The organism is Mesorhizobium shonense, assembly GCF_040545255.1.
Lineage (GTDB): Bacteria > Pseudomonadota > Alphaproteobacteria > Rhizobiales > Rhizobiaceae > Mesorhizobium > Mesorhizobium shonense.
This window is the reverse complement of record NZ_JBEPLM010000008.1, coordinates 68,698-91,459: the sequence shown is the minus strand read 5'-3', so window position 1 is coordinate 91,459 and position 22,762 is coordinate 68,698. Positions and strand designations below refer to the sequence as shown.

General features: G+C 62.8%; 26 protein-coding genes. 16 read left to right on the top strand and 10 right to left on the bottom strand.

What is annotated here, in order from left to right:
* The first annotated feature begins 40 nt into the window (after window positions 1-40).
* Both ABID26_RS20855 and ABID26_RS20850 read left to right on the top strand, forming a co-directional pair.
* Window positions 41-1,558 carry an ArnT family glycosyltransferase gene (locus tag ABID26_RS20855; RefSeq protein WP_292367305.1) on the top strand — a complete coding sequence of 506 codons (1,518 nt, stop codon included), beginning with the start codon at window positions 41-43 and terminating at the stop codon, window positions 1,556-1,558.
* 18 nt (window positions 1,559-1,576) lie between these two features.
* On the top strand, window positions 1,577-2,923 hold the full coding sequence (locus ABID26_RS20850; RefSeq protein ID WP_354416225.1) for a M24 family metallopeptidase: 1,347 nt from the start codon (window positions 1,577-1,579) through the stop codon (window positions 2,921-2,923).
* Here the strand turns inward: ABID26_RS20850 and ABID26_RS20845 are convergent.
* Window positions 2,885-3,730 (bottom strand): phosphate/phosphite/phosphonate ABC transporter substrate-binding protein, encoded by an 846-nt coding sequence (locus ABID26_RS20845; RefSeq protein WP_354416223.1) that lies wholly within the window; start codon window positions 3,728-3,730, stop codon window positions 2,885-2,887. The two genes, ABID26_RS20850 and ABID26_RS20845, sit on opposite strands and share 39 nt — an antisense overlap.
* Before the next feature lie 75 nt (window positions 3,731-3,805).
* The gene (locus tag ABID26_RS20840) at window positions 3,806-4,828 is read right to left on the bottom strand and encodes a fatty acid desaturase (RefSeq protein ID WP_354416221.1); all 1,023 of its coding nucleotides are present in this window, start codon (window positions 4,826-4,828) and stop codon (window positions 3,806-3,808) included.
* Between the two features lie 229 nt (window positions 4,829-5,057).
* Here ABID26_RS20840 and ABID26_RS20835 point away from each other — a divergent pair, with 229 nt between their 5' ends.
* The gene (locus tag ABID26_RS20835; protein ID WP_292338859.1) at window positions 5,058-5,915 is read left to right on the top strand and encodes a helix-turn-helix domain-containing protein; all 858 of its coding nucleotides are present in this window, start codon (window positions 5,058-5,060) and stop codon (window positions 5,913-5,915) included.
* Window positions 5,916-6,021: 106 nt separating this feature from the next.
* A complete protein-coding gene (bmt, locus tag ABID26_RS20830; protein WP_354416219.1) occupies window positions 6,022-7,038 on the top strand; it encodes a betaine--homocysteine S-methyltransferase in 1,017 nt (338 codons plus the stop codon).
* Window positions 7,039-7,051: 13 nt separating this feature from the next.
* Here the strand turns inward: bmt and ABID26_RS20825 are convergent, their stop codons facing one another.
* The 6 genes from ABID26_RS20825 to ABID26_RS20800 form a co-directional block, all read right to left on the bottom strand.
* Window positions 7,052-7,330, bottom strand: a complete 279-nt coding sequence (locus ABID26_RS20825) for a hypothetical protein (protein WP_292338857.1) — start codon at window positions 7,328-7,330, stop codon at window positions 7,052-7,054.
* Window positions 7,331-7,466: 136 nt separating this feature from the next.
* A complete protein-coding gene (locus ABID26_RS20820) occupies window positions 7,467-9,608 on the bottom strand; it encodes a vWA domain-containing protein (RefSeq protein ID WP_354416217.1) in 2,142 nt (713 codons plus the stop codon).
* A gap of 2 nt (window positions 9,609-9,610) precedes the next feature.
* Window positions 9,611-10,174, bottom strand: a complete 564-nt coding sequence (locus tag ABID26_RS20815) for an RNA polymerase sigma factor (RefSeq protein WP_126099640.1) — start codon at window positions 10,172-10,174, stop codon at window positions 9,611-9,613.
* 65 nt (window positions 10,175-10,239) lie between these two features.
* Window positions 10,240-10,971: a dienelactone hydrolase family protein gene (locus ABID26_RS20810; RefSeq protein WP_292302367.1), complete on the bottom strand. Its 732-nt coding sequence runs from the start codon at window positions 10,969-10,971 to the stop codon at window positions 10,240-10,242.
* A gap of 98 nt (window positions 10,972-11,069) precedes the next feature.
* The gene (locus ABID26_RS20805) at window positions 11,070-11,762 is read right to left on the bottom strand and encodes a 4Fe-4S dicluster domain-containing protein (protein ID WP_292344114.1); all 693 of its coding nucleotides are present in this window, start codon (window positions 11,760-11,762) and stop codon (window positions 11,070-11,072) included.
* 89 nt (window positions 11,763-11,851) lie between these two features.
* Complete coding sequence (locus tag ABID26_RS20800; RefSeq protein ID WP_292302369.1) at window positions 11,852-13,426, bottom strand: trimethylamine methyltransferase family protein; 1,575 nt, start codon at window positions 13,424-13,426, stop codon at window positions 11,852-11,854.
* A gap of 271 nt (window positions 13,427-13,697) precedes the next feature.
* On the opposite strand from ABID26_RS20800, the gene ABID26_RS20795 reads away from it, so the two are divergent.
* Window positions 13,698-14,396 carry a corrinoid protein gene (locus ABID26_RS20795; protein ID WP_126099636.1) on the top strand — a complete coding sequence of 233 codons (699 nt, stop codon included), beginning with the start codon at window positions 13,698-13,700 and terminating at the stop codon, window positions 14,394-14,396.
* Between the two features lie 86 nt (window positions 14,397-14,482).
* On the opposite strand, the gene ABID26_RS20790 is transcribed toward ABID26_RS20795, so the two are convergent.
* Window positions 14,483-14,617 carry an entericidin A/B family lipoprotein gene (locus tag ABID26_RS20790; RefSeq protein WP_036258641.1) on the bottom strand — a complete coding sequence of 45 codons (135 nt, stop codon included), beginning with the start codon at window positions 14,615-14,617 and terminating at the stop codon, window positions 14,483-14,485.
* Window positions 14,618-14,670: 53 nt separating this feature from the next.
* Here ABID26_RS20790 and ABID26_RS20785 point away from each other — a divergent pair, with 53 nt between their 5' ends.
* The 5 genes from ABID26_RS20785 to ABID26_RS20765 all read left to right on the top strand — a co-directional run bounded on the left by ABID26_RS20785 (window position 14,671) and on the right by ABID26_RS20765 (window position 18,063).
* Window positions 14,671-15,300 carry a DUF1638 domain-containing protein gene (locus ABID26_RS20785; RefSeq protein WP_292302370.1) on the top strand — a complete coding sequence of 210 codons (630 nt, stop codon included), beginning with the start codon at window positions 14,671-14,673 and terminating at the stop codon, window positions 15,298-15,300.
* Between the two features lie 289 nt (window positions 15,301-15,589).
* Window positions 15,590-16,489, top strand: coding sequence for a LysR family transcriptional regulator (locus ABID26_RS20780; protein WP_292302371.1), 900 nt, complete (start codon window positions 15,590-15,592; stop codon window positions 16,487-16,489).
* 82 nt (window positions 16,490-16,571) lie between these two features.
* Window positions 16,572-16,922: a carboxymuconolactone decarboxylase family protein gene (locus ABID26_RS20775; protein WP_292302387.1), complete on the top strand. Its 351-nt coding sequence runs from the start codon at window positions 16,572-16,574 to the stop codon at window positions 16,920-16,922.
* Window positions 16,922-17,359 carry a DUF302 domain-containing protein gene (locus ABID26_RS20770; protein ID WP_292302372.1) on the top strand — a complete coding sequence of 146 codons (438 nt, stop codon included), beginning with the start codon at window positions 16,922-16,924 and terminating at the stop codon, window positions 17,357-17,359. Before ABID26_RS20775 ends, ABID26_RS20770 begins: the two co-directional genes overlap by 1 nt.
* A 128-nt stretch (window positions 17,360-17,487) precedes the next feature.
* Window positions 17,488-18,063 (top strand): DUF4893 domain-containing protein, encoded by a 576-nt coding sequence (locus ABID26_RS20765; RefSeq protein WP_292302373.1) that lies wholly within the window; start codon window positions 17,488-17,490, stop codon window positions 18,061-18,063.
* Between the two features lie 277 nt (window positions 18,064-18,340).
* Here ABID26_RS20765 and ABID26_RS20760 read toward each other — a convergent pair whose 3' ends face one another.
* On the bottom strand, window positions 18,341-18,676 hold the full coding sequence (locus ABID26_RS20760) for a hypothetical protein (protein ID WP_292302375.1): 336 nt from the start codon (window positions 18,674-18,676) through the stop codon (window positions 18,341-18,343).
* Window positions 18,677-18,903: 227 nt separating this feature from the next.
* On the opposite strand from ABID26_RS20760, the gene ABID26_RS20755 reads away from it, so the two are divergent.
* From ABID26_RS20755 to ABID26_RS20730, 6 genes are all read left to right on the top strand, one after another.
* Window positions 18,904-19,686: a formyl transferase gene (locus ABID26_RS20755; protein ID WP_292302377.1), complete on the top strand. Its 783-nt coding sequence runs from the start codon at window positions 18,904-18,906 to the stop codon at window positions 19,684-19,686.
* 54 nt (window positions 19,687-19,740) lie between these two features.
* Entirely contained in the window at window positions 19,741-20,007 is a 267-nt protein-coding gene (locus ABID26_RS20750) for a type II toxin-antitoxin system TacA family antitoxin (protein WP_126099631.1), read from the top strand.
* Window positions 19,995-20,510, top strand: coding sequence for a GNAT family N-acetyltransferase (locus ABID26_RS20745; RefSeq protein ID WP_292302381.1), 516 nt, complete (start codon window positions 19,995-19,997; stop codon window positions 20,508-20,510). Before ABID26_RS20750 ends, ABID26_RS20745 begins: the two co-directional genes overlap by 13 nt.
* Window positions 20,511-20,743: 233 nt before the next feature.
* Window positions 20,744-21,046, top strand: a complete 303-nt coding sequence (locus ABID26_RS20740; RefSeq protein ID WP_126099629.1) for a virulence factor — start codon at window positions 20,744-20,746, stop codon at window positions 21,044-21,046.
* Window positions 21,039-21,644, top strand: a complete 606-nt coding sequence (locus ABID26_RS20735) for a methylenetetrahydrofolate reductase C-terminal domain-containing protein (protein WP_126099628.1) — start codon at window positions 21,039-21,041, stop codon at window positions 21,642-21,644. The genes ABID26_RS20740 and ABID26_RS20735 overlap by 8 nt, the downstream gene beginning before the upstream one ends.
* Complete coding sequence (locus tag ABID26_RS20730) at window positions 21,641-22,732, top strand: methylenetetrahydrofolate reductase (RefSeq protein ID WP_292302383.1); 1,092 nt, start codon at window positions 21,641-21,643, stop codon at window positions 22,730-22,732. The genes ABID26_RS20735 and ABID26_RS20730 overlap by 4 nt, the downstream gene beginning before the upstream one ends.
* Window positions 22,733-22,762: the final 30 nt, after the last annotated feature.

The window sequence follows — 22,762 nt, the reverse complement described above, 5'->3', positions numbered from 1 at the left end:
GCAACCGGCCACCAACGCATTAGATGAGAAGACGACTTCCTTGCAGTTGCTAGAGAAATGGACCGACTGGCTCTGCGACGAACGGGTCGGCCCTCTCAGCGCCGCGATCGCATTCGCCCTCGCATACTGCCTCGTCCAGATCGTGGTGATGACGCTCTCGTCCCACTTCGTCGGCACGGGTGTCGGCGTCGACGACGCCGAACAATTGATGGCGATGCGGTTCCTCGCGGCCGGCTATGGCAGCTCACAGCCGCCTCTATACACCTGGCTCGGCATTCTCACGACTTCGCTGGTCGGAACCAACATCCTCGCGCTCAAGATCGTCAAATACGTCCTCCTGGCCGGTGGGTTGATCGCATGCTTCGCCGCCGTGCGCCGCCTGGGCTACTCGAACCGCGCGGCCGCCGCCTCAATGTTCGGCCTGCTGCTCTTTCCGCAGATCGTGTGGGAGATGCAGCACGCACTCACCCACTCGGTCGCGGTTTTTTGTTTTTCGGCGCTGCTGCTCCTGGCGTTGGTCGAGGTACAGAAACGGCGATCCGCAGTCGCCTATGTGCTGCTCGGCCTGGCGACCGCCGCGGCGATGCTGTCGAAATACAACATCGTCATCTTCATTGCCGCGCTGTTCTTTGCGGCTCTGTCCTTTCGCGAAACGCGGGAGGCGATCTTCGACCGTCGTTTCCTGATCAGCGTGGTCGTGGCGATCCTTGTGTGCCTGCCGACATTCTACTGGAGCCTCACGCATCTGGGGGACCTGTTGGCCCACAGCGGGGGCTTGGGCGTCGCCGAGGGTGGCAACGCTACGAAGACCTTGTCTCGCGGCATTCTCGGCCTGGGCAATGCGATACTCAATTTTGCCGGGCTTCCGGTGGCGGTCTTTGCCGTCGCGTTTTTCCTGGCACGCAAGAAACCCGCACCACCATCCGGACCTGGACCATGGCCCGAAAAGCTGCTCTGGCGCGCGATTGGCTTTGCCGTGGTGATCACGTTGGCGGTGGTGATCGCCGGCGGCGTCACACAGTTTCGCGATCGCTGGATGCTGCCTATATTTGTGCTGCTGCCGGCGGCCCTTGCCATGCGCCTGGACGTGATAGGAGAGAGAGGCCGGAAGACGCAAGCCACGATCGTCTTCGTCGGCGCCGTGATCGCCATCCTGGTGCTGCCGGCAAGCTGGTACATGCACGTCCATGGCGGCGACAACCGCGGCGGCATCGTGCGGATCGACTACGCTTCGCTCCATCGTCAGCTGACCGCCGACGGGCCCGTCGGTACAGTGGTTTCAAACTGGTTCTGGATCGGCAATCTTCGCCTGGTCGATCCCGATCTCATCGTGCTTGACGACGAGATACCCGATTTCGGCAAGTCGATTCGCGAGCCTGCGGTGCTTGTCCTGGCGGATGACGAAGAACCGGCTTCTGTCATTTTCGACAGGATCGCCGAGGCCGGCTATGTGATGGACACCGTCCATCAGCGCATCGCGGTGCCTCAACTGCTTGGCAGCGCACCGGCGACCCGCCAGGTCACGATCACCAGACTTCGCAGGATCAAGGCGCAATAGAGCGCCCGGGGGGACCGCATGGACAAATTACGCTTCGGTCGCCACCGCAAGATCATGCCGTTCGAGCCAGGTTCGGTCGACGCGCTGCGCGAGGCCTCCCGCGAGAAGGCCGCCGCGCTCAACCAGCACGTGTTGGGCTATGGCGCGCAGGCCGAAGCCGAATGGGCGGCGGCCGGCATTGCCGCTCCCGACCTGCCGGCCATGCGAAGCTACCGGCTCGACCGCATCCGCGCCGAGCTCAAGCGCCGCGACTATGCCGGCGCCCTGCTCTACGACCCGGTCAACATCCGCTATGCGACCGACTCGACCAACATGCAGCTCTGGGTCGCGCATAATCCGACCCGCCACTGTTACGTGGCGACGGAAGGCCCGGTGGTGCTGTTCGACTATTTCTCCTGCGAGCACCTGTCGGACCATGCCGGCATCGTCGACGAGGTGCGTCCCACGGTATCGTGGATGTATCTCTACAGCGGCGAGCTGACCGACAAGAAAGTCCGCCGCTGGGCGACCGGAATCGCCGAGCTCCTTGCCGAGCACGGCGGCGGCAACCGGCGTATCGCCGTCGATCACATCAATCCGGAAGGCGTGGACGAGCTTGCACGCCGCGGCATCACGGTCGGCAATGGCGAGGCGGTGATGGAGAATGCGCGCCTCATCAAATCGCCGGACGAAATCCTTGCCATGCGCCGCGCCATCGTCGCCTGCGAAGCGGCGATGGGCGAGATGGAAGCGGCGCTGAAGCCGGGCATTTCCGAGAACGAACTGTGGGCGGAACTGCATCGCGGCAACATCGCGCGCGGCGGCGAATGGATCGAGACCCGGCTTCTGTCGTCCGGCCCGCGCACCAACCCCTGGTTCCAGGAATGCTCCTCGCGTGTCATCGAGGACGGCGATCTCGTCGCCTTCGATACCGACCTCATCGGTCCCTACGGTTTTTGCGCTGACCTCTCGCGCACCTGGCTCTGCGGCGACGGGAGACCGTCGAACGAGCAGCGCGACCTGTTCCGCATCGCCGCCGACCAGATCGCCCACAACACGCAATTGATGCGACCGGGCATCTCTTTCCGCGATCTCGCCGAGCGCTCGGCGGTGCCGCCTGGCGACTGCTTTCCGGCGCGCTACGGCGTGCTCTATCACGGCGTCGGACTGGCGGACGAGTACCCGACCCTGCCGCATGCCAGCGACTGGACGGACGACACGCCCGACGGCGTGCTCGAAGCCGGCATGGTGCTGTGCGCGGAAAGCTACATCGGCCGGCTGGGCGGACGCGAAGGCGTCAAGATCGAGGAGCAGATCCTGATCACCGAAACCGGCAACGAAAAGCTCTCAGCCTACCCGCTCGACGAAAGGCTGCTCGGCAACTGATCCTTCCAGGCCAAGGCCGGCGATGGCTTCCCGCATGGACGCAACGACGTCCATCGGTGTTGTCCTGGCGGTGATGAACGGCAGGCCTTTTCGCCTTGCCGTCCAGCCGACCACCTTCACGCCTCGCGCCGCCGGCTCGAAACGCTGCGCCAGCGCCCAGCTCTGGCAATCGATGGCAGCGATGTCGGCCTTGCCGTCGGCGACGGCGACGATCGACGACCGGTGGCCGCCGCTCTCGCTGCGCGACCCGAAGATGTCGAGACCTTCGCCCAGTGCCTCGAGGTCGCGCGTCAATCCGAGCACCCCGGACATCGAATCCGGATTGTTGAAGACGAAACGCTTGCCGCGGATAAGATCGAGCGGAATGGCGGCCTTGCCGTCCGCGGGCGACGCAACCGATGGGCCGCCATCCGAAAACATCACCAGCGCGCTGGAATAGAGCTCGCCCTGCCCGCCTTCGATTGCATCGTAGCTTGGCTGGGCGACCACCTGCACATGCCGGGCCAATCCAAGCTCCATCGGACCCCAGCATGTTTGCCCGAAGAGCAGCGCCGGGCTCAGCCAAAGCTGGTGGAAATCGAACTCGTCCGGGGGCAGCGTCGCCGGATCGGGCGCGATCAGCTTTCGGGCGCCGTCGCGGATGCCACCGGGCACCGGCGGCAGGTCGCGATTGCTGCGTGCCATTCTCTCCGGCGCATCGATGCCCCTCTGCCGGAAGGCGTCGCGGAGCGGCACCCACTGCGCGTCGACCTCGCCACGCATCTCGGGCCAGTCATACATCGGCAGGGCCGCAACGAACTTACTCATGACAAATAGCTTCCAAAAACAGGCGGCCATCGGCGCCTGCGTCCCGCGGCAAAAAAGCGGCGCGGAAAGTCGAAATTATTCCTTGGGCGGCTCAGCCGGCACTGGAGCCATCCCAAGTCCATTCACATTACGCGCCCTGACGCGCGGCTTGAAGGCGCGTCCGGGTTCCGGCGCGCGGCGCAGCACCGGATGCACCACCGGCTCCTTGGCCTTGAAGGCAAAGGATTTGATCAGTGCGAAATAATTCGGATAGACATAGCCGTTGTTCATCCGCAGCCATTCTTCGCGGCGATCGCGAAACATCTTCGGCAGTCTGTACCAGGCGACCGTCGGGCTCTTGTGGTGCACGAAATGCAGGTTGTTGTTGAGGAACAGGAAGGAGAGCGGCGACCGCTCCACGATGATCGTGCGCCCTTCCGGGTGTTCCGACCACTGATGCTCGGCATAGGTGCGCACCGAGATCAGCGACTGGCCGAGCCACACCGGCACCAATATGTAGAGCCACAGCGGGATGCCGAAGCCGAACGTCACGATCGGCACAACCACGGCCAGGCCGACGGCATGCAGCAGCCAGGCCTTGCGGATCGTCTTGTCGCCGGCGGCGATCTGCCTGGCGTCGTCGATGAAGAAGCCGATCGACGACAGCCACGGGCCGAGAATCAAGCGGCCGACCATGGTGTTGTTGAGCTTGAGCAGGAATTTCATCGCCGGCGGCATGTCCTCATGCATCCAGAGTGCCTGATAATAGCTTTCCGGGTCGTCGAGCGGATCGGTCAGCCGCTCGTCGGCATGATGGCGAAGATGGATCGTCTTGAAGCGGCGGAACGGCCAGACCATGCCGATCGGCAGGAAGACGAAGGCTTCATTGATCCTGGCGTTGCGCGTCGGGTGCCCGTGCAGCACTTCGTGCATCAGCGAGGATTGCAGCGCCAGTATCAAGGCGAGGACTGCGAGCGCCAGCAGCGGATGGGAGGGCCAGAGCAGCAAGCCGGTGGCGAGCCATGTGCCGTAGCAGAAAAATGCGAGGAATACCGTCGGCCATTCCACGGCCGGTGTGCTGCTGCGTCTCTTATTAATGCTCGTCTTTATGCTCGTCATGCTATCGACCACTGCCTTCCAGTCGCCGGAACCAGTTTGATTCCTGACAGCATTGTGTCAGGAGCCTGTCGTTGTCGCAACGCGACAAAGCGCACAAACTGTTGCGAATGCGCATTTTTGACGGCACATGTTATGCATTGTAAACAAACTTGGGGATTCATTTCCGCTGGTGCCGCAACTGTGATGCCAGCCGGCGCAAATTTTTCCTCCCTTGACCAGGAGCAGAGTGATGGACAAGCGTGATCTGTCGACGATCTTCCGGGAGCGTCTGAAATTGCTCTTGACACGCTCCGACTTGAACCAGTCGGCCTTCGCGACCGCCGTCGGCATCGACCGTTCGGCGCTCTCGCAACTGCTTTCGGGCGCCTCAACCCGCCTGCCCCGCGCCGAGACGCTTCTCAACATTGCCGCCGAGTTCAAGGTGTCGCTCGACTGGCTGCTGGGCTTGAGCCATGACGAAGGCGTCACCGGCGAGATCCGCGAGAGCCTGGAGATCGAGGAAGCGCCCGACGGCTTCGACCGCACCCTGCTCGCCAAATGGCATGCCGAGGCGGCCGGCACGAAAATCCGCTACGTTCCCGCCGGCATTCCGGACCTTTTGCGCACCGAGGCGCTGGTCGACTACGAGGCCGGCATCGCCAACAAGAGCCGCGAGGCGCAGGCCGGCGAAACCCAATACCGCATCGACTACAACAGGCGGCCCGAGACCGACATGGAAGTCTGCATGCCGCGCCATACGCTGGAGATCTTCGCGCGCGGCCTCGGCGTCTGGGACCGCTTCCCCGAGGACGAGCGCCGCAAGCAATTGCTGCACATGGCGACCCTGCTCGACGACCTTTACCCGACCTTCCGCCTGTTCCTCTATGACGGCCGCATGCGCTATTCTATCCCCTACACGATCTTCGGGCCCTACCGCGCAGCAATCTATGTCGGCGACATGTATCTGGTGCTGAGCGCCACCCAGCCGATCCGCACCCTGACCAGCCATTTCGACAATCTGATCCGCGCCGCCGACGTCAACGCGCATGAGGCGGCGAGCTTCACGCAGAAGCTGGCCGGTATGTCCTTCCCCTCAGGCTCTGTCTGAGCGCCGCCGGCCACCATGTTGGCACCGCAGCGGCCGCAATTTCGTTGACTGGATATAAAGACTTCTTTATATCGTTATCCGAATTCAGGATACGAAAGCCAAAGCCATGACCGCGACCAATCCGATCGACGCGCTGATTGCTGAAAAGGGCGTGCTGCTGGCCGACGGCGCCACCGGCACCAATCTGTTCGCGATGGGCCTCGAGGCCGGCGAAGCGCCCGAGCTGCTCAACGAGACGTCGCCCGAAACCATCGTCAGCCTGCACCAGAATTTCGTCGATGCCGGCGCCGACATCATCCTGACCAACTCCTTCGGCGGCACCCGCCACCGGCTGAAGCTTCATCACGCCCAGGACCGGGTGCGCGAACTGAACAAGCGTGCCGCCGAGATTGCTCGGTCTGTCGCCGACAAGGCTGGCCGCAAGGTGATCGTCGCCGGCTCCGTTGGCCCGACCGGCGAGTTGCTGGTGCCGCTTGGCGCCATGACCTACGAGGATGCGGTCGATGCCTTTGCCGAGCAGATCGAAGGGCTCAAGGCCGGCGGCGCCGAAGTCGCCTGGATCGAGACCATGTCGGCGCCCGACGAGATCCGCGCCGCGGCGGAAGCGGCGATCCGCGTCGGCTTGCCCTACACCTATACCGGTTCCTTCGACACCGCCGGCCGCACCATGATGGGGCTTTTGCCGAAGGACATCCATGGTGTCGCCGACGGGCTGGCGCAAGCGCCGCTCGGTGTCGGCGCCAATTGCGGTGTCGGCGCCGCCGATATCCTGGCCTCGCTGCTCGACATGACCGACGCGAAACCGGAGGCCACCGTGATCGTCAAGGGCAATTGCGGCATTCCGGAATTCCGCGGCAGCGAGATCCATTATTCCGGCACGCCCGAACTGATGGCCGACTATGTCCGGCTGGCGGTCGATGCGGGCGCAAAGATCGTCGGCGGTTGCTGCGGCACCTCGTTCGCCCACCTTGCCGCCATGCGCAAGGCGCTCGACGCGCATGAAAAGTCAGCGCGCCCGACCGTCGAGACGATCGTCGAGCGCATCGGCCCGATGCGCAACAAGACGGCGAGCGCAGGCGACGCAGGCGAAGGCCGCCGCGAGCGCCGGCGCAGCCGCGCCTGAAAATGGTCCTGCTTTATTCGCTGTTTTCAGCGTAGCGCGACAGCGCGGTATTGAGGTCTGTAGCGGCGCTGTCGCTGCTGTCGGCGCCCATCGTCATCAACGCGCCGGACGAGCGCGGATCGATGATCTGCTCCAGCATCACGCGGAAGCGATCGTTGTTGAGCGCGGAAAGCGCCGTGTTGCGGGCCGCGTCGACATCACTTTTGATGCGCGTGGAGTCGGCGGATGGCGCGGATGCTGCTCGCGCCGGGAGGTTGCCCGCCGTCGGTGTCGCGTTCCCGGTGATATGCAATTCCAGCCCCTCAAAGTCCTCTATCGGCTTTGACTAACAGGAGGGCATTGCGATGAGGTTCCGGAAAAGCCGTGCAATTTAACGATTGTCAAAAGGCCGGCGGATTTGCCGCCGGCCCTTTGTTCAATAGGCGGCGCTACTTGTTGGTTCCCAGCGACGACGCCAGGCGCACCAGCGACAGGAATTCGGCTCTGTAGCCGAACGGATCGGCGCCGCGGGCGGCGTTGCCGATTTCCAGGATCCGGTCGTAGCCGAAATTCGCCGTCTGATCCTCGTCGCGCAGCTTCTGCCCGAAGGCCGCGACCGCAACCGAGAAGCGCTGGTCGCTTCCTGCCTCGTCGAAAGACTTGACCTCGTTGGCCGCGGTCACCGGCGTGGTGATCAGCTTCGAGACATTCTCGTTCGGCAGCTTGTAGCGGATCTTGACGAAGGCATATTCGTCCGCGTTGGCAACGCCGCCATTGTCGACCTTCGCCTGGCCGTAGCGCAGCGGATCGACCTGCTCGGCGCCGCTGCCCTTCGGCGTGATCTCATAGACCGCCGTCACCGAATGGCCGGAGCCGATATCGCCGGCATCGACGCGGTCATTGTTGAAATCCTCGCGCTTTAAAGCACGGGTCTCATAGCCGACAAGTCGGTACTCCGAGACCGTGGCCGGGTTGAATTCGACCTGGATCTTCACGTCCTTGGCGATGGTGAACAGCGTCGAGGACGCATCCTCGACCAGCACCTTCTCGGCCTCGGCCAGCGTATCGATATAGGCCGCCGTCCCGTTGCCGTTCTGCGCGATGGTCTGCATCATCTGGTCGTTCAGATTGCCGCGGCCGAAGCCGAACACCGAGAGAAACACGCCTGTCTTGCGCTCCCTCTCGATCAGTTGCTTGAGATCGTCGTCATCGGTCTGGCCGACATTGAAGTCGCCGTCGGTGGCAAGCATCACCCGGTTGACGCCGTCTTTGACGAAGGACTGCTGCGCAAGCTTGTAGGCTTCCTTGATGCCCGCCTCGCCGGCCGTCGAGCCCCCCGGCTCGAGATTGTCGATGGCCGAAAGGATCTTCTGCTTTTCCGCCGCCTTGGTCGGCATCAGCACCGTGCCGGCATTGCCGGCATAGGTGACGATGGAGACGGTGTCGTCCGCTTTGAGCTTGCTGACCAGCAGCCGGAAGGCGGACTTCAAGAGCGGCAGCTTGTCCGGCTCGTCCATCGAGCCCGACACGTCGATCAGGAACACCAGGTTGGCCTTGGGCTGCTCGCCCGGCTTCACGTCAAAGCCCTTGATGGCGACATGCATCAGCTTGGTACGCTCGTTCCACGGCGTCGGCATGACGGTGACGGTCGAATTGAACGGCGTTGCGGCCGAGTCCGGACCCTTCCAGTCGTAAGGGAAGTAGTTGATCATCTCCTCGACCCGAACCGTATCGGGGTCAGGCAGAGTGCCCTCTTTCAGCGAGCGCCGCACGAAGGAATAGGAGGCAGTGTCGACATCGATCGAGAAGGTCGAGACCGGATCCTGGGTAGTCTCGTGCACCGGATTGGTCTTGAAGGTCTCGATACGGTCGCGGTTTTCCTCCTGCGGCTGCAACTGATCGGCCGGCATCGGCGCAGGCTGCACCATCAGCCTGGAATCGGCGGCTGCGCCGGCTGGCGCCTGGGCAGACTGCATCGCCGCTATGGGCGCTTGAGCATTCGCGCGTCCGCCGGACGCGAGTTGACCGCTCTCTGCCGGCGCAGCCGGTGGCGCCGGCATCGCCTCGGGCGCCATTTCCTGCTTGGCCAGGCTATCGACCTCTGTCGCCGGCTTCGGCGGCGATGCGGGCGCAACCTGCGCCTCGTCTTCGACGCGCCTTTCGCTGTCGGCGTCGGCCTTCTTCTCCTTGGCGGGCGCCGCGGCCAGCGGTTCGTTGATCGCCGGCTGCTCGACCGCTGGCTTCTGCGCCACCGGCTTGTCGGCCACCGTTTCGGTGATCTTCCCGTTGCCGCCGATGACGGGCGGCTGTTCCTTCAACATCTCGAAAGCGGCATATCCGGCAATAGGCAGCGCGACCAGCGCGGTGATGGCCGGCGTGGCAATGAGTTTCCGTTGCATGATCTCTCTCCAGAGCTTTTGTGCTCGCTCCGTGAGACGAAGACCTGCTGCCGTTCCTTGGGTGGCGGTCGAATTATTTTCTTGCATGTCGAAGGCACGCATCGCGGCGGCGAAAGCGCGGGATTTCGCCTCGCCGTCGGGCGCCGGCACCGCGAGATCGCGCAGCCTTTCGAGTTCGTTGTCGTCGACCATGGTCACACTTCCCCGGCTGAACGCATGAGCACCTTCAGCCGTTTCTTCGCTTCATGGATGTGCCAGGAAACCGTCGTTTCCGAGATAGCCATCACCTCGGCGGCCGCAGCGTGGCCGAGGCCCTCGCCATAGACGAGCAGCACCGCGTCGCGCTGCTTGTCCGGCAGCATGCGCACCGCCGCCCACAGCGCCTCGGTCGGGTCCTGGCTTTCCGCCGAGCCCTCTCCCGCAATCAGCGCATAGGTGCCAAAGGCTTCGGTCTTGGCGGTATCGCGTGCGCGCTTGCGCATCATGTCGCGCGCCGCGTTCAGCGTCATGGCGTAGAGCCAGGTCGTGAAGGCGCCGTTGCCCTGATAGTCGCGGATCGCGCGGCCGAGCCGCACGCAGACATCCTGGGCGATGTCCTCGGCGTCGGCCTTACGGCCGCACCAGCGATAGGCGGCGCGATAGACGAAGCCATAGTGCCTTTCGAGCAGTTTGCCGAAAGCCCCCCTGTCTCCGCCCCTCGCGCGCCCGATCAATTCGGCATCGGAGGCCTCGCTGTCGTCCAGCATCATCGCCGTCATTTGCCCGTTGGACGAAGGCTAATGGCGATTCCTTGGGGTTATGGAAGAATTTTTTTGCCGCAGACTTATCGCAGCGTTTCACCGAAAAACGTCGTCAGCCGCTTCCAGTGGCGCTCGGCGCCCGCTTCGTCATAGACGCTGTGGTCCTTTATGCACCAGCCGTGGCCGACGCCGACATAATTCTCGATCGTGTGGTCGACCTCGGCGATCCTGAGCGCCTCGGCCAGCCGCGCCGATTGCTCCGGCGGAAAGCTGCGGTCGACGCCGGCGGTGCCGACATAGACGCGCGCCTTGATCGACGCCGCCTTGCGGTACGGGCTGTCGGCGGCATCGCTTGCGAGATTGCCGCCGTGGAAGCTCGCCGCCGCGACGATCCGGTCGGGATAAGTCGCCGCTGCATTGAGCGCCCGCGCGCCGCCCATGCAATAGCCGACGACGCCAACCGGCCCGCTGATGCCCTCGGCAGTGAGCGCGTTGAGGAAGGCTTCGCTATCGCGGATGGTCATCTCCTGCGTCGTGCCGGTCACCAGCGCCATCAACTTGGTCTTGGTTTCCTCCACGGCGAAGGCCGTCTTGGCATCGAACGGTCCATAGGGGACATTGCGATAAAAGAGATCGGGGACCAGCACGGCATAGCCGTGCCCGGCGAACCGCTTCGCCATCTCATCGAGCACCGGGCGCTGCCCGAAGGCGTCCATATAGAGGATCACACCGGCCCTGGCCGTGGTGGACGGCTGGAAAAGCCCCGCCCGTGCCTTGCCGTCTTTGGTTTCGATCTCAATCTCTTCTCGCGCCATGCTGCTCTCCGTCGGCCGTCGCGGATAGATATCTGGCTGGGGCGATGCGGCAAGACAATCCCGGAGCCCGCTGTTCAAGATTTCGTGCGGATGGCGTCTTACAGGCGCGCGAATGCCGCCATATGGAAAGCCTGCACTTCCGGCGGATAGCGATAAGCAGCGCCATATGGACAGGCATTGCGGTCGAGGCATCCGCCGGCCCGGCAAGGCTCACCGCGAGGTCCGCGCACATGGCTGAGGCAGGCATGATGGCCAAAACGCTGCTCGGAATAGGCATCGACCGGACAGGATTTTAGGCAGGGCTTGTCGGCGCATGTGTCGCAAAGATGAATCGTTTGGTGAGGTTCGGGGAGGAAGATCTCCTCCTCGAACAGCAGCGCGCCGCGGTAAGCGTGCCAGAGCCCATACTGCGGATGCATGAGGACGCCGAGCGGCGACGGCTTCAGCCTCTCCGCCCGCATCGCCCATTGCTGGAACGGCAGATACGGCCTGTCGGAAGGCGACACCATGCGGGCGCCGAATTCCTGCGCGACCGCGCCGATCACTGCGCGCGACCAAGTGTCGAGCGGATTGGCGATGGCCTGCGGCGGCTGCCCCGCGAGCCAGCGCTGGAAATGCGGCCAGGGTGCCGCGCCAGCCTGCCCGACCAGGAGGGCGCACTTGGCGGGCGCACCGGAGAGCCCGGCAGGTGCGGCTTCGTCACTCGCGAAACGGAAACCGCCGCGAGGAATCAGGCCATGGGCGGCGAGCGCAACCGCGATCCCTTCAATCGTGCCGCGCGAAAAAATCATCCCTTCCGTTCCGGTTCGGAGAACGCGCTCCGCCAGACTTCCTTATGAATGATGTTGGCGACTTTAGCCCGGCCTGACTCGGGCTCCTTTCACGTGAAAGCGTCGGGCATCGAGGCTTTCTTGTTGGCGATGAAGTCCTTCAGCGCCTCGTCGATCGCCGGATCGAGATGCGGCGCCTCGTAGCTTTCCAGCCAGCGGCGGGCGAGCTCGTTGGCGCGCTGCGGCGCCGTCTTCTCGCCTTCGGCCAGCCACTGCTCGTAGGAATTGTTGTCGGCGATGTTGGAGCGGTAGAAGGCGGTCTGGAAATTCGCCTGCGTGTGGTCGCAGCCGAGATAATGGCTGCCCGGCCCGACCTGGCGGATGGCATCCATCGCCTGCCCGTTTTCCGACAGATCGACGCCCTCGGAAAACTTCTGCGTCATGCCGAGCTGATCGATATCCATCATGAATTTTTCGTAGCAGGACGCGAGGCCGCCCTCGAGCCAACCGGCCGAATGCAGCACGAAATTGGTGCCGGCAAGGATCGTCGAGTTCAGCGTGTTGGCGCTCTCATAAGCGGCCTGCGCATCCGGTATCTTCGACGCGCAGAGCGAGCCGCCGGTGCGGAACGGCAGGCCGAGCCGGCGCGCTAGCTGTGCGGCGCCATAAGACACCAGCGACGGCTCCGGCGTGCCGAAGGTCGGCGCGCCCGACTGCATCGAGATCGACGACGCGAAAGTGCCGAACAGCACTGGCGCGCCGGGGCGGATCAGCTGCGTGAACGAGGCGCCGGCGAGCACTTCGGCCAAGACCTGCGTCAGCGTGCCGGCGACGGTTACCGGGCTCATCGCGCCGGCCAGGATGAAGGGCGTGACGATGCAGGCCTGGTTGTGACGCGAATAGACCTTCAGCGCGCCGAGCATGGTCTCGTCGAATACCATCGGCGAGTTGGCGTTGATCAGGCTGGTCAGCACCGTGTTGTTTTCGACGAAGTCGTCGCCGAACACGAGCTTGGCCATAGCCACCGTGTCCTCGGCCCGCTCGGGCGCCGTCACCGAGCCCATGAACGGCTTATCCGAATAGCGGATGTGGCTGTAGATCATATCGAGGTGCCGCTTGTTGACCGGCACGTCGACTGGCTCGCACACCGTGCCGCCGGAATGGTGGATCGATGGCGCCATATAGGCGAGCTTCACGAAATTCTGGAAATCCTCGATCGTGGCGTAACGGCGATTGCCGTCGAGGTCGCGCACGAAGGGCGGGCCGTAGACCGGCGCGAACACCGTCGCGTTGCCGCCGATCTGCACCGAGCGTTCGGGGTTGCGCGCATGCTGGGTGTAGATCGAGGGCGCGGTCTTGAGCAGCGAGCGGCAGAGCCCTTTCGGGAAATGCACGCGCTCGCCCTTCACGTCGGCGCCGGCCTCCTTCCACAGCGCGAGCGCCTCGGCGTCGTCGCGGAAGATGATGCCGATCTCTTCCAGCACCGTGTCGGTGTTCTTCTCGATCAGCGCCAGGCCTTCCTCATTGAGGACCTCATAGACGTTGATCTTGCGCTTGATGTAGGTGAGCTGGGTGCCGGGACCGCCGCCTGAACGGGCTGCGCGTCTGGCCGCCGCGCCGCCGCTGGCGCCGCGTCCGCGTCGTCCGCCCGACGCTTCCTGCTCGACTGCCGCGTTATCGCTCATGATCGTTCTTCCTATAGATTGGCCTGAATTGGCTCGCGGCCGCTTTGGCGCCGCTTCTTGCCGGATCGTAGCCATGCACCCTATTGGAAACGGCCCGCCAGCGCCAACGCCTGTCGCAAAATCGACAAGAAAAGCGCCAACTTTTCAGTCGCTTTCCTTTTGCGGGAAGTCGCAAATCAGCTATGGCTAGCTTGCCCTCGCGGGTTAGGTATTGGCGCATCGATTTTTAGGCTGCCGCAGTCATTCCGAGCAGCAAGGAGCCCGAGAAAAAATGTCCGACGACGAGATCATCCTTTCCGAGCTTTCCGACGAGGAACTCGTGCAACAGATGCATGACGACCTTTATGACGGGCTGAAGGAAGAGATCGAGGAAGGCACCCACATCCTTCTCGAGCGCAATTGGGCGCCTTACAAGGTGCTGACCGAAGCGCTGGTCGAAGGCATGCGCATCGTCGGCGAGGATTTTCGCGACGGCATCCTGTTCGTGCCGGAAGTGCTGCTCTCGGCCAACGCCATGAAGGCCGGCATGGCGATCCTGCGCCCGCTGCTCGCCGCCACCGGTGCACCCAAGCAGGGCAAGATGGTGATCGGCACCGTCAAGGGCGACATCCACGACATCGGCAAGAACCTTGTCGGCATGATGATGGAGGGCGCCGGCTTCGACGTTATCGATCTCGGCATCAACAACGCGGTCGAGAAATATCTCGATGCGATCGAACAGCACCAGCCCGACATCATCGGCATGTCGGCGCTGCTCACCACCACCATGCCCTACATGAAGGTCGTTATCGACACGATGAAGGAAAAGGGCATCCGCGACGACTATGTCGTGCTGGTCGGAGGCGCGCCGCTCAACGAGGAATTCGGCAAGGCCGTCGGCGCCGATGCCTATTGCCGCGACGCCGCGGTGGCGGTCGAGACCGCCAAGGACTTCATGAAGCGCAAGCACAACGTTCGCGCGTCTGCCTGATCCCAGGGCATCAGGATGGACCGACAAGAAAAGCCGCGCCTTGCAGCGCGGCTTTTTTGTTCCCAGATGATGGACGAGGTTGCCGATCAGTTGACAGTGTCTTTGACCGCCCTTGCCGTCGATTTGACGTCCTTGCCGACGCCCCGGATGGTGTTGGCGCAGGCGGTAAGTGCAAGCGCGCAGGCAAGGATGGCCATCGGCGCGATGCGTAGCAGTTTCATGGACGGTGTCTCCCTCGACAGATATTAAGCCCCGCAGCGAAAGCCGGCCCGACTTGGTCAAAACGCAAAAAACGAAACCGAATCAAACAGACAGGCTGCTCGTCATCGCCTGCGGGATGATTGCGCGCGAAGTTTTGGCCGTCAAGCAACAGCTAAAGCTCGACCATCTCGAGCTGACCTGCCTGCCGGCCGAGTTCCATTTCTATCCCGACCGAATCGCGCCGGCGATGGACAAGGCGATCGAAAAGGCCAAGGCGGAAGGCTACGAGCACATTTTTGTCGGCTATGCCGATTGCGGCACCGGCGGCTTGCTCGACCGCGTCATCGAGAAGCACGGCGTCGAGCGCATGGCCGGCCCGCACTGCTTTGCCTTCTACCAGGGCATGGACGCCTATGCGAAGGTCGCCGACGACGACATGATGTCGTTCTACATGACCGACTTCCTCTGCCGCCAGTTCGACGCCTTCTTCATCAAGCCGCTCGGCCTCGACCGGCATCCCGAACTGATCAAGGACTATTTCGGCAATTACGAGAAGCTGGTCTATCTCGCCCAGACCGACGATCCGGAGCTCGACAAGGTCGCCGAACATGCCGCCCGCCTGCTCGGCCTCGCCTATGAGCGTCGCTCGACCGGCTATGGCGATTTGACGGGCGGGCTGGCGCGGGCGGCGGCGGACGTCTGACTGCGATTGCGCCAGAGCAATTCCAGGAAAAATGTGAAACGGTTTTCCGTCCTGCGTCAAAACAGATAGAGCGGCCGGCATTTCCGCGAACGATGGAACAACGCTCTAAATTTTGGCAAAGAGGCGCGGTTCGCTGAGCGCTTCTGTTATATCTTGGTCCGTTCGACCGTCGGTCTTCAGGCTGGCTCGGATGATCTTGGGTGCTTTACGGCGTGAGACTGGTGACAGCCAATCTCACGCCGTTCTATCATCGGAGAATAGCAGCAGCTTGCCATATCAAAGCACAAAATTGAACTGGGACGATCTCAAATACATTCTTGCAGTTGCCAGGCATGGCTCGCTATCTGCGGCCGCCCGTCATTTGCGGACCACGCAGCCGACCGTCGGGCGACGCATTGCAGCTTTGGAGTCGAGCCTGGGAGTAAAGCTGTTTCGTCGCTTGCCCGGATCGCTCATGCTGACAGAGCCCGGGCAGGCGATCCTCGCGGCGCTCGAGCGTATCGAAATCGAAGCGCTGGCGATCGAGCGATCAGTCTCGGGCCGTGATGCCGGTCCGACCGGGGTCGTGCGTATTACGGCGGCAGAGTGGTTCTGCGCCAGGGTGCTGGCACCCCTCTGCACTGAACTTTCCGATACCTATCCCGACCTTTCGGTGGAACTTATCGGTGAGCCGCGTCCGGTCAATCTCGCTCGGCGAGAGGCAGACGTGGCCTTTCGCTTCGTGCGATTCGATCAGCAGGAGGTGATCCAGACCCGTCTTGGTGGATTGGGCTTTGGCCTCTATGCCGCGCCAGAATACATCGAACGATGCGGCACACCGGAGGTCGATGGCGGCTTCAGGGGCCATGCGATCATTGCCATGCGCGCCGAGATTGGGCCGATCGCGGATCTGACCTGGCTCGGCGAGGTGGCACATGCCGCAAAAATCGTCTTGCGAACCGACAGCCGCGAGGCGCAGGCTCGCGCAGCACTTGCGGGTCTAGGCCTGGCTTGCCTGCCGAGCCTCGTCGGTGACGGCGCGGCTGGCCTCGTTCGGCTGAAGATGCCGGTTCCCGAGCGCGAGATTTGGATGGGTGTCCATGCGGACGCCCGCACGACGCCTCGCGTCCAAGCGGCGGCGCGCGTGCTTGCTGCAGGAATTCGCAAGCTGTCGGCGCCTTGGGCCTCTGTCCCAAACGAAAATGCATAAGCCCTAAACTGGGATCGGCAATTCTCAGCTATCGCGAACTCCGGTTACCTTAAGACTTCGAAGCAACGGAGTTTTACCCATGATGATCAACTGGAACGCCTATCGCCGGGACCTGGTCAGCCGGATCGGTGAATTTGGCAAACTCTCGCCCGATACGCTCAAGGGCTACAAGACGCTCAGTGCTGCGGGTGAATCCACAGGCAATCTGTCGCCGAAGATACGCGAGCTAATTGCGCTGGCCGTGGCCGTCACCAGCCGTTGCGACGGATGCATTACGGTGCATACCGACACTGCCCTGAAACATGGGGCAACACCGGACGAAATTTCCGAGGCCCTCGGCGTAGCGGTGGCGCTCAACGCCGGTGCCGCGATAGTCTATTCGGCGAGGGTTCTCGATGCGGTCCAGGCAAGGCAAGAGCAGGGCGCACGCTGATGAGCGGCCGTGCCACAGTGCACCACTGCCCGCCAGGAGCAGGTCATGCGTTCCAGCGCGCGATCACAATCCCGCTGGATTTCGATGCCACACTTGAGACCATTCGTGCCATCCTGGCCGCGTTGGACCTCTGGATCATCCACGAAATCGACCCGCAGATGCTGGTTGCGCGCGCCGGCTACAGCATCGCGCGCACGAGGCAGATCCTCTACTTCCACCCCCGCTATATGATACGGCTGTTGGGCGCCGATCCGTCGGCGCTCCCGGAAGTGCCGCTGAAGATCGTGGTCTTGGAGGCGAAGGACCGCGTGCGTGTCAGCTGGCCTATCCCGGAGGCGTTGTTCGAGCGCTATGGCAACGCCGATCTTGTGGAGCTTGCCCGTGAGTTCGCGTCAATCTATGCCGCTATCGCGGTCAAGCTCCAGTCTCCGCGCTGACGCGTGAATGCTCCACCGCCTAAACGGCGGTGGCTTCAGGTTAGCCGGATGACAGTGGCCCGCGAACGGGTAAGTTGTGCGCCAGAAAACAAAACAACTGTTCCAGCCACCAATCCGGGAAGTGCATCATGACCTGTCGCCTGCTGCTTGCCGCCCTTTGCCTCATCGGCGTCGCCCTGCCGGCCCATGCCGACGGCGAGGTGCAGAAGCTGATCACCGCCGCCGACAAGGCGCGGCTCGACAAATATGGCGAGACGCGCAAGGCCGCGCTGGAGGAAGCGAAGGCCGGCGATCCGGCCGAGGTCAGAGAGCTCGACGCGCTGCTTGCCAAGCCGCTGGTCGCCTTCTCCGACAAGGATCTGACCGGCAACTGGAAATGCCGCACCATCAAGGCCGGCGGGATCAGCCCGCTCGTCATCTATGGCTGGTTCAAATGCAAGGTGAGCGACGACGGTTCCGGCTGGCGGCTGCGAAAGATCAGCGGCTCGCAGCGGACCACCGGCCGCTTCTTCGACGACGGCGAGAAGCGCGCCATCTATCTCGGCTCGTTCTCGGTCAACGACGACAAGGCCAAGCCCTATGGCAGCGGCCCCGAAAGCGACCAGATCGGCTACGCCTTCCGCAACAGCGCCACCGAGTGGCGGATCGAATTCCCCGCGCCCTATTACGAATCGAAGCTCGACATCATGGAGCTCAAGCGCTGAGCCGGACCCTGCATGTCTGACTGAGGTCGCGGCACACCAAGGATTAACCCGCTCGCCCTAGCATGCGCCCGACTTTGAGAGCGGGGGGCATGCCATGGCAGCGTCGGAGCCCAGCCGACCGGCCGCGCTCGATATGATAGAGGCGGCAGAGATGCTCGGCCGCGAGTTTCGTGACGCCGAGATATTGCATGGCTGTCCTCTGCCAATATGCAGCCAGCAGACTATCAAAGGGGCGGTCGATGCGATGTGCCCGGGCTAGGTGCATTGGGCACAAACGTCACTTCTCCAACCCGGCCGATTTGAGGGTAGTTTCTACGGTCACGTCGGTAGCCGAATCGGATTCTTCAATAGGCGGCGGCTGGAGGATGCTCGCTGGCGGAAGTGTCAGCGTTGGGTAGGCTTCATTCGTCTTGTTTATGAGCCACACCAAGAAAGACATGAAAGCGATGTACGCTACACCGCATGCGAGCATGACTTTAAGTCCCGCATTGCGCTCTAACCAATGTGCCGTTCTCACGCCGCCCGGTACAATCGCGAACCCTGCAAATAGCAGGCAATACAGAATGCCGACAAGGCGTCTATAAAATTCATATTTCCGCGCAAACTTGAACATCGTTAAAGTATGCAATCCGTTAATTGAAAATCCCTCAAGTTCTATGACTAAAATTTAGTCATTTCCCAGTCTCAGACTGCTCAAGTGGCCTAACCCGTATGGGATCGCTTGAGGGTGGGAACTGGCGGTGTGAGTTGTCGGTGGGCCATGCTGGCCGGCTCCAGGCTCACCAAGGATTAACCCGCTCGCCCTAGCATGCGCCCGACTTTGAAAGCGGGGGGCTTGCCATGGCAGCGTCGGAATCCAGTCCGCGACCGATCGTGGTCGTCACCGAGGGCGGCCCGCATATCTGGGCGATCGTCAACGCCATCGCCGATCGCGTCGGCCCCGTCAGCGTTATCCTCGAAACCCCTGAGTCCAAGAAGCGTTTGCTGCTCGGCCGCGCCCGCCGCCAGGGCTGGATCTCCGCTATCGGCCAGCTCGGCACCATGGTGCTGACCAGGCTCGGCAAGCGCTTCCTTGCCGGACATGCCGCGCGTCTGATTGCCGAGGAGAAACTCGAGACCGGGCCTCGCCCAGGCCAGGCGATCATCCATGTGCCTTCGGCCAACGGGCCGGAATGCCTCAAGGAAATTACAAACATCAAGCCGGGCGTCGTCCTGCTCGCCGGCTGCCGGCTGCTGTCGAAAGACACACTCGCGAAGATACCCTGCCCGGTGCTCAATTATCATGCCGGCATCGCCCCAAAGTATCGCGGCATGAATGGCGGCTACTGGACGCTGGCTTCCGGCGATCGAGAGAATTTCGGCACCACTGTCCACCTGGTCGATACCGGCGTCGACACGGGCGGCGTGTTGAAACAGGCGCGTGGCAAGCCAAAACCTGGCGACACCATCGCCAGCTACGCGCTGCGGCAGGCTGCATTTTCCCGCGATATCTGCGTCGCGGCGGTGAACGATGCGCTGGCCGGAAAGTTTGCGACGATCGATCCGGGGCTGCCGTCGAAGCAGTGGTTTCACCCGACGATCTGGTTCTATCTCTGGACCGGGCTGACGAAGCGCGTCTGGTAGCCCTGTTAGCCAAGTGAATTGTATGCTATTGTCATACAGAAGGTGAGGTTGACGATGTCCAATATGGCTCCCCTCAGCGTGCGCGTCACGCTGGGCGAACGCGAAATACTTGAAGCGGCCGCAAATCAGGCCAACACAAATCTCAGTGACTTCATCCGCCGCAGGGCCGTCGAAGCCGCCGAAATGGAGGTGCTGGACGGGCGCATAGTAACGATTCCTGCGGCCGACTGGGAAAAGTTCGAGGCCTGGGCAAAGTCGCCGCCGAAACCACTACCCGGTTTGCGAAGGCTCGCTGCGTCTCGTCCCGTATGGCAGGACTGACGCCGCCTCGACCGCTCGCGGCGGACGATGACAGAGACGCTTTCGATTGCGGTCGTGAGTCGCTCAACAACTGGCTTCGCCGCCATGCCTGGCGCAATCAGCAGGACGGCGTCTCACGCACCAGCGTCATCTGCGATTCCGCAAGCGGTCTCATTGCCGCCTACGTTGCCCTGAGTGCCGGTCAGATTGAGCGGGCATATCTGCCAAAGTCGGCGCAACGCAATCGCCCTGACCCGGTCCCCATAGTGTTGCTCGGCCAACTTGCCGTGGATCGTCGGTATCAAGGTCGGGGCTGCGGCCGCTCGCTTCTCCTCTTCGCGCTCAGAACCGCGGTTCGATACTCCACTGATATCGGCTGCTTCGGTGTCCTCACCCATCCGCTCGACGACGCCGTAAGAGACTTTTACCGCAGCTTCGATTTCGAAGACCTTCCATTCGATCCCAAGCGAAGCATGATTGTCCGTATCGCCGACTTGAGAGCAAGCGACTTCGGAAACGAATAAGGGACCCAAATCGCTTCCCATTCGACGAACCGGAACAACCTCGAGTCCGCCCTAGGTCGAAAGCATTCGAGAGTATGTGCAGCGTCTGATCATCTGGCAGGAAACGCAATCGCCGATTCATCAGTCCTTTTGCCGCACAAGCAGCGTCGCTTTTGAAGGCGCGCGCGTCGTCCCATAACAAGCGGCCCCATGGCGCATGCGGCAATGCTCCGAACATCGAGGAGTGAGAATTCATGGCCGATTTGATCGTCGTCTATTGGCGCGATATCCCAGCCCAGGTCATCGTCCGCAGGGGCCGCCAGAACGCCAAGCGCGAGCTGCCGTTGCGCTTCACCGAGGCGATCGACATGTGCGCCATGCGCACCGGCGCCGGCGGCACCGACGACTACCTGGCCGAATGGCGCAAGGCCGATCCGGTTCCGGTCGGCGACGACATCGAGGCCGAGGTCGAGAAGGCCTACCAGGAACTCGACGCGAAATATGACCGCGAGCGGCTGGTCGCTCTGGTCAAGGCTGGCGGGAAAGAAAATGTCTGAGACAACTCCTGTCAAAGAAGGGGCGGCTGTTACCCAGGCCACTTTGGTCAAGAAGGCAGCGCCGAAATCCGACTACAAGCCTGCCGACGTGTCGCCGCAGCGGCGCGTCCAGCGCACCTTTGCGGTGCGTCTGTGGTCGATCCGCCATTCGCGATTGCTCGAATGGTTCTACAGCAGGTTCGCCGACGTCTTCCTGCTCTTGCATCCGCTGTGGAAAGGTGTCGGCTATGGCCGCGTCGAGGCGCCGGTGAAATTCGTCGAGAAGCGCGTCAAGGGCTTCATGTTCGACTGTCGCATGTGCGGCCAATGCATCCTGTCATCGACCGGCATGTCGTGCCCGATGAACTGCCCGAAGCAACTGCGCAACGGCCCTTGCGGCGGCGTGCGCGCCAATGGCAATTGCGAGGTCGAGCCGGACATGCCCTGCGTCTGGGTCAAGGCCTGGGAAGGCTCGCGCAACATGAAGCATGGCGACAAGATCCTCACCGTGCAGAAGCCGGTCGACCAGTCGCTGCGCGAAACCTCGGCCTGGCTCAGGGTGACCGCGCAGGCCGCCGCCGCGCGGGAAACGACCCAGAATCCAGGAGCTTCGGCATGAACGCCCGCCAGCGCGACGAGAACCCGGCCGGCATCCACCTGCCGCTCGATCCTCTGCCCGGCCACACGTCGCGCGGCCGGCTGGAGCGCGTGCTGCGGCGCGGCGAGTTCGCGGTGACGACCGAGCTCAATCCGCCAGACAGCGCCAATCCCGAAGACGTCTACAACCGCGCCAAGATCTTCGACGGCTGGGTCGATGCGATCAACGCGGTCGACGCATCGGGCGCCAATTGCCACATGTCGTCGGTGGGTATCTGCGCGCTGCTCACCCGCATGGGGTATGCCCCGATCATGCAGATCGCCTGCCGCGACAAGAACCGCATCGCCATCCAGGGCGACGTGCTGGGCGGCGCGGCGATGGGCGTCGCCAATATGCTCTGCCTCACCGGCGACGGTGTGCAGGCCGGCGACCAGCCGGGCGCCAAGCCGGTGTTCGACCTCGATTCCATGTCGCTGCTCGAAACCATCCGCATCATGCGCGACAACGGCAAGTTCCTGTCCGGCCGCAAGCTGACCACGCCGCCGCAGGTCTTCCTGGGTGCAGCCGTCAACCCCTTCGCGCCCCCTTACGATTTCCGGCCGATCCATCTCGGCAAGAAGATAGCCGCCGGCGCGCAGTTCGTGCAGACGCAATACTGCTTCGACGTGCCGATGTTCAGAACCTTCATGCAGAGCGCGCGCGACCTCGGCCACACCGAAAAAGTCTTCGTCCTGTGCGGCGTCGGGCCGCTGGCTTCCGCCAAGACGGCGAAATGGATCCGCTCCAACGTGCCGGGCATCCACATTCCCGAAGCGGTGATCAAGCGGCTTGAAGGCGCGCAGGACCAGAAGAAGGAAGGCAAGCAGCTCTGCATCGACATCATCAACGAAGTGAAGGAAATTCCGGGCGTCGCCGGCGTCCATGTGATGGCCTACCGCCAGGAAGAGTATGTCGCGGAGATCGTCGATGAATCGGGCGTGCTGAAGGGCCGCCAGCCCTGGAAGCGGGAGATCCGCCGCGACGACCAGGTGGTCGCTGAGCGGCTCGACCACATACTGCATGACGAAATTACCGAAACCCAGGTGGACATGGTGAAGACCGCGCACTGAAAGCGTGGCCGATCACCATCCGCCTTGAAC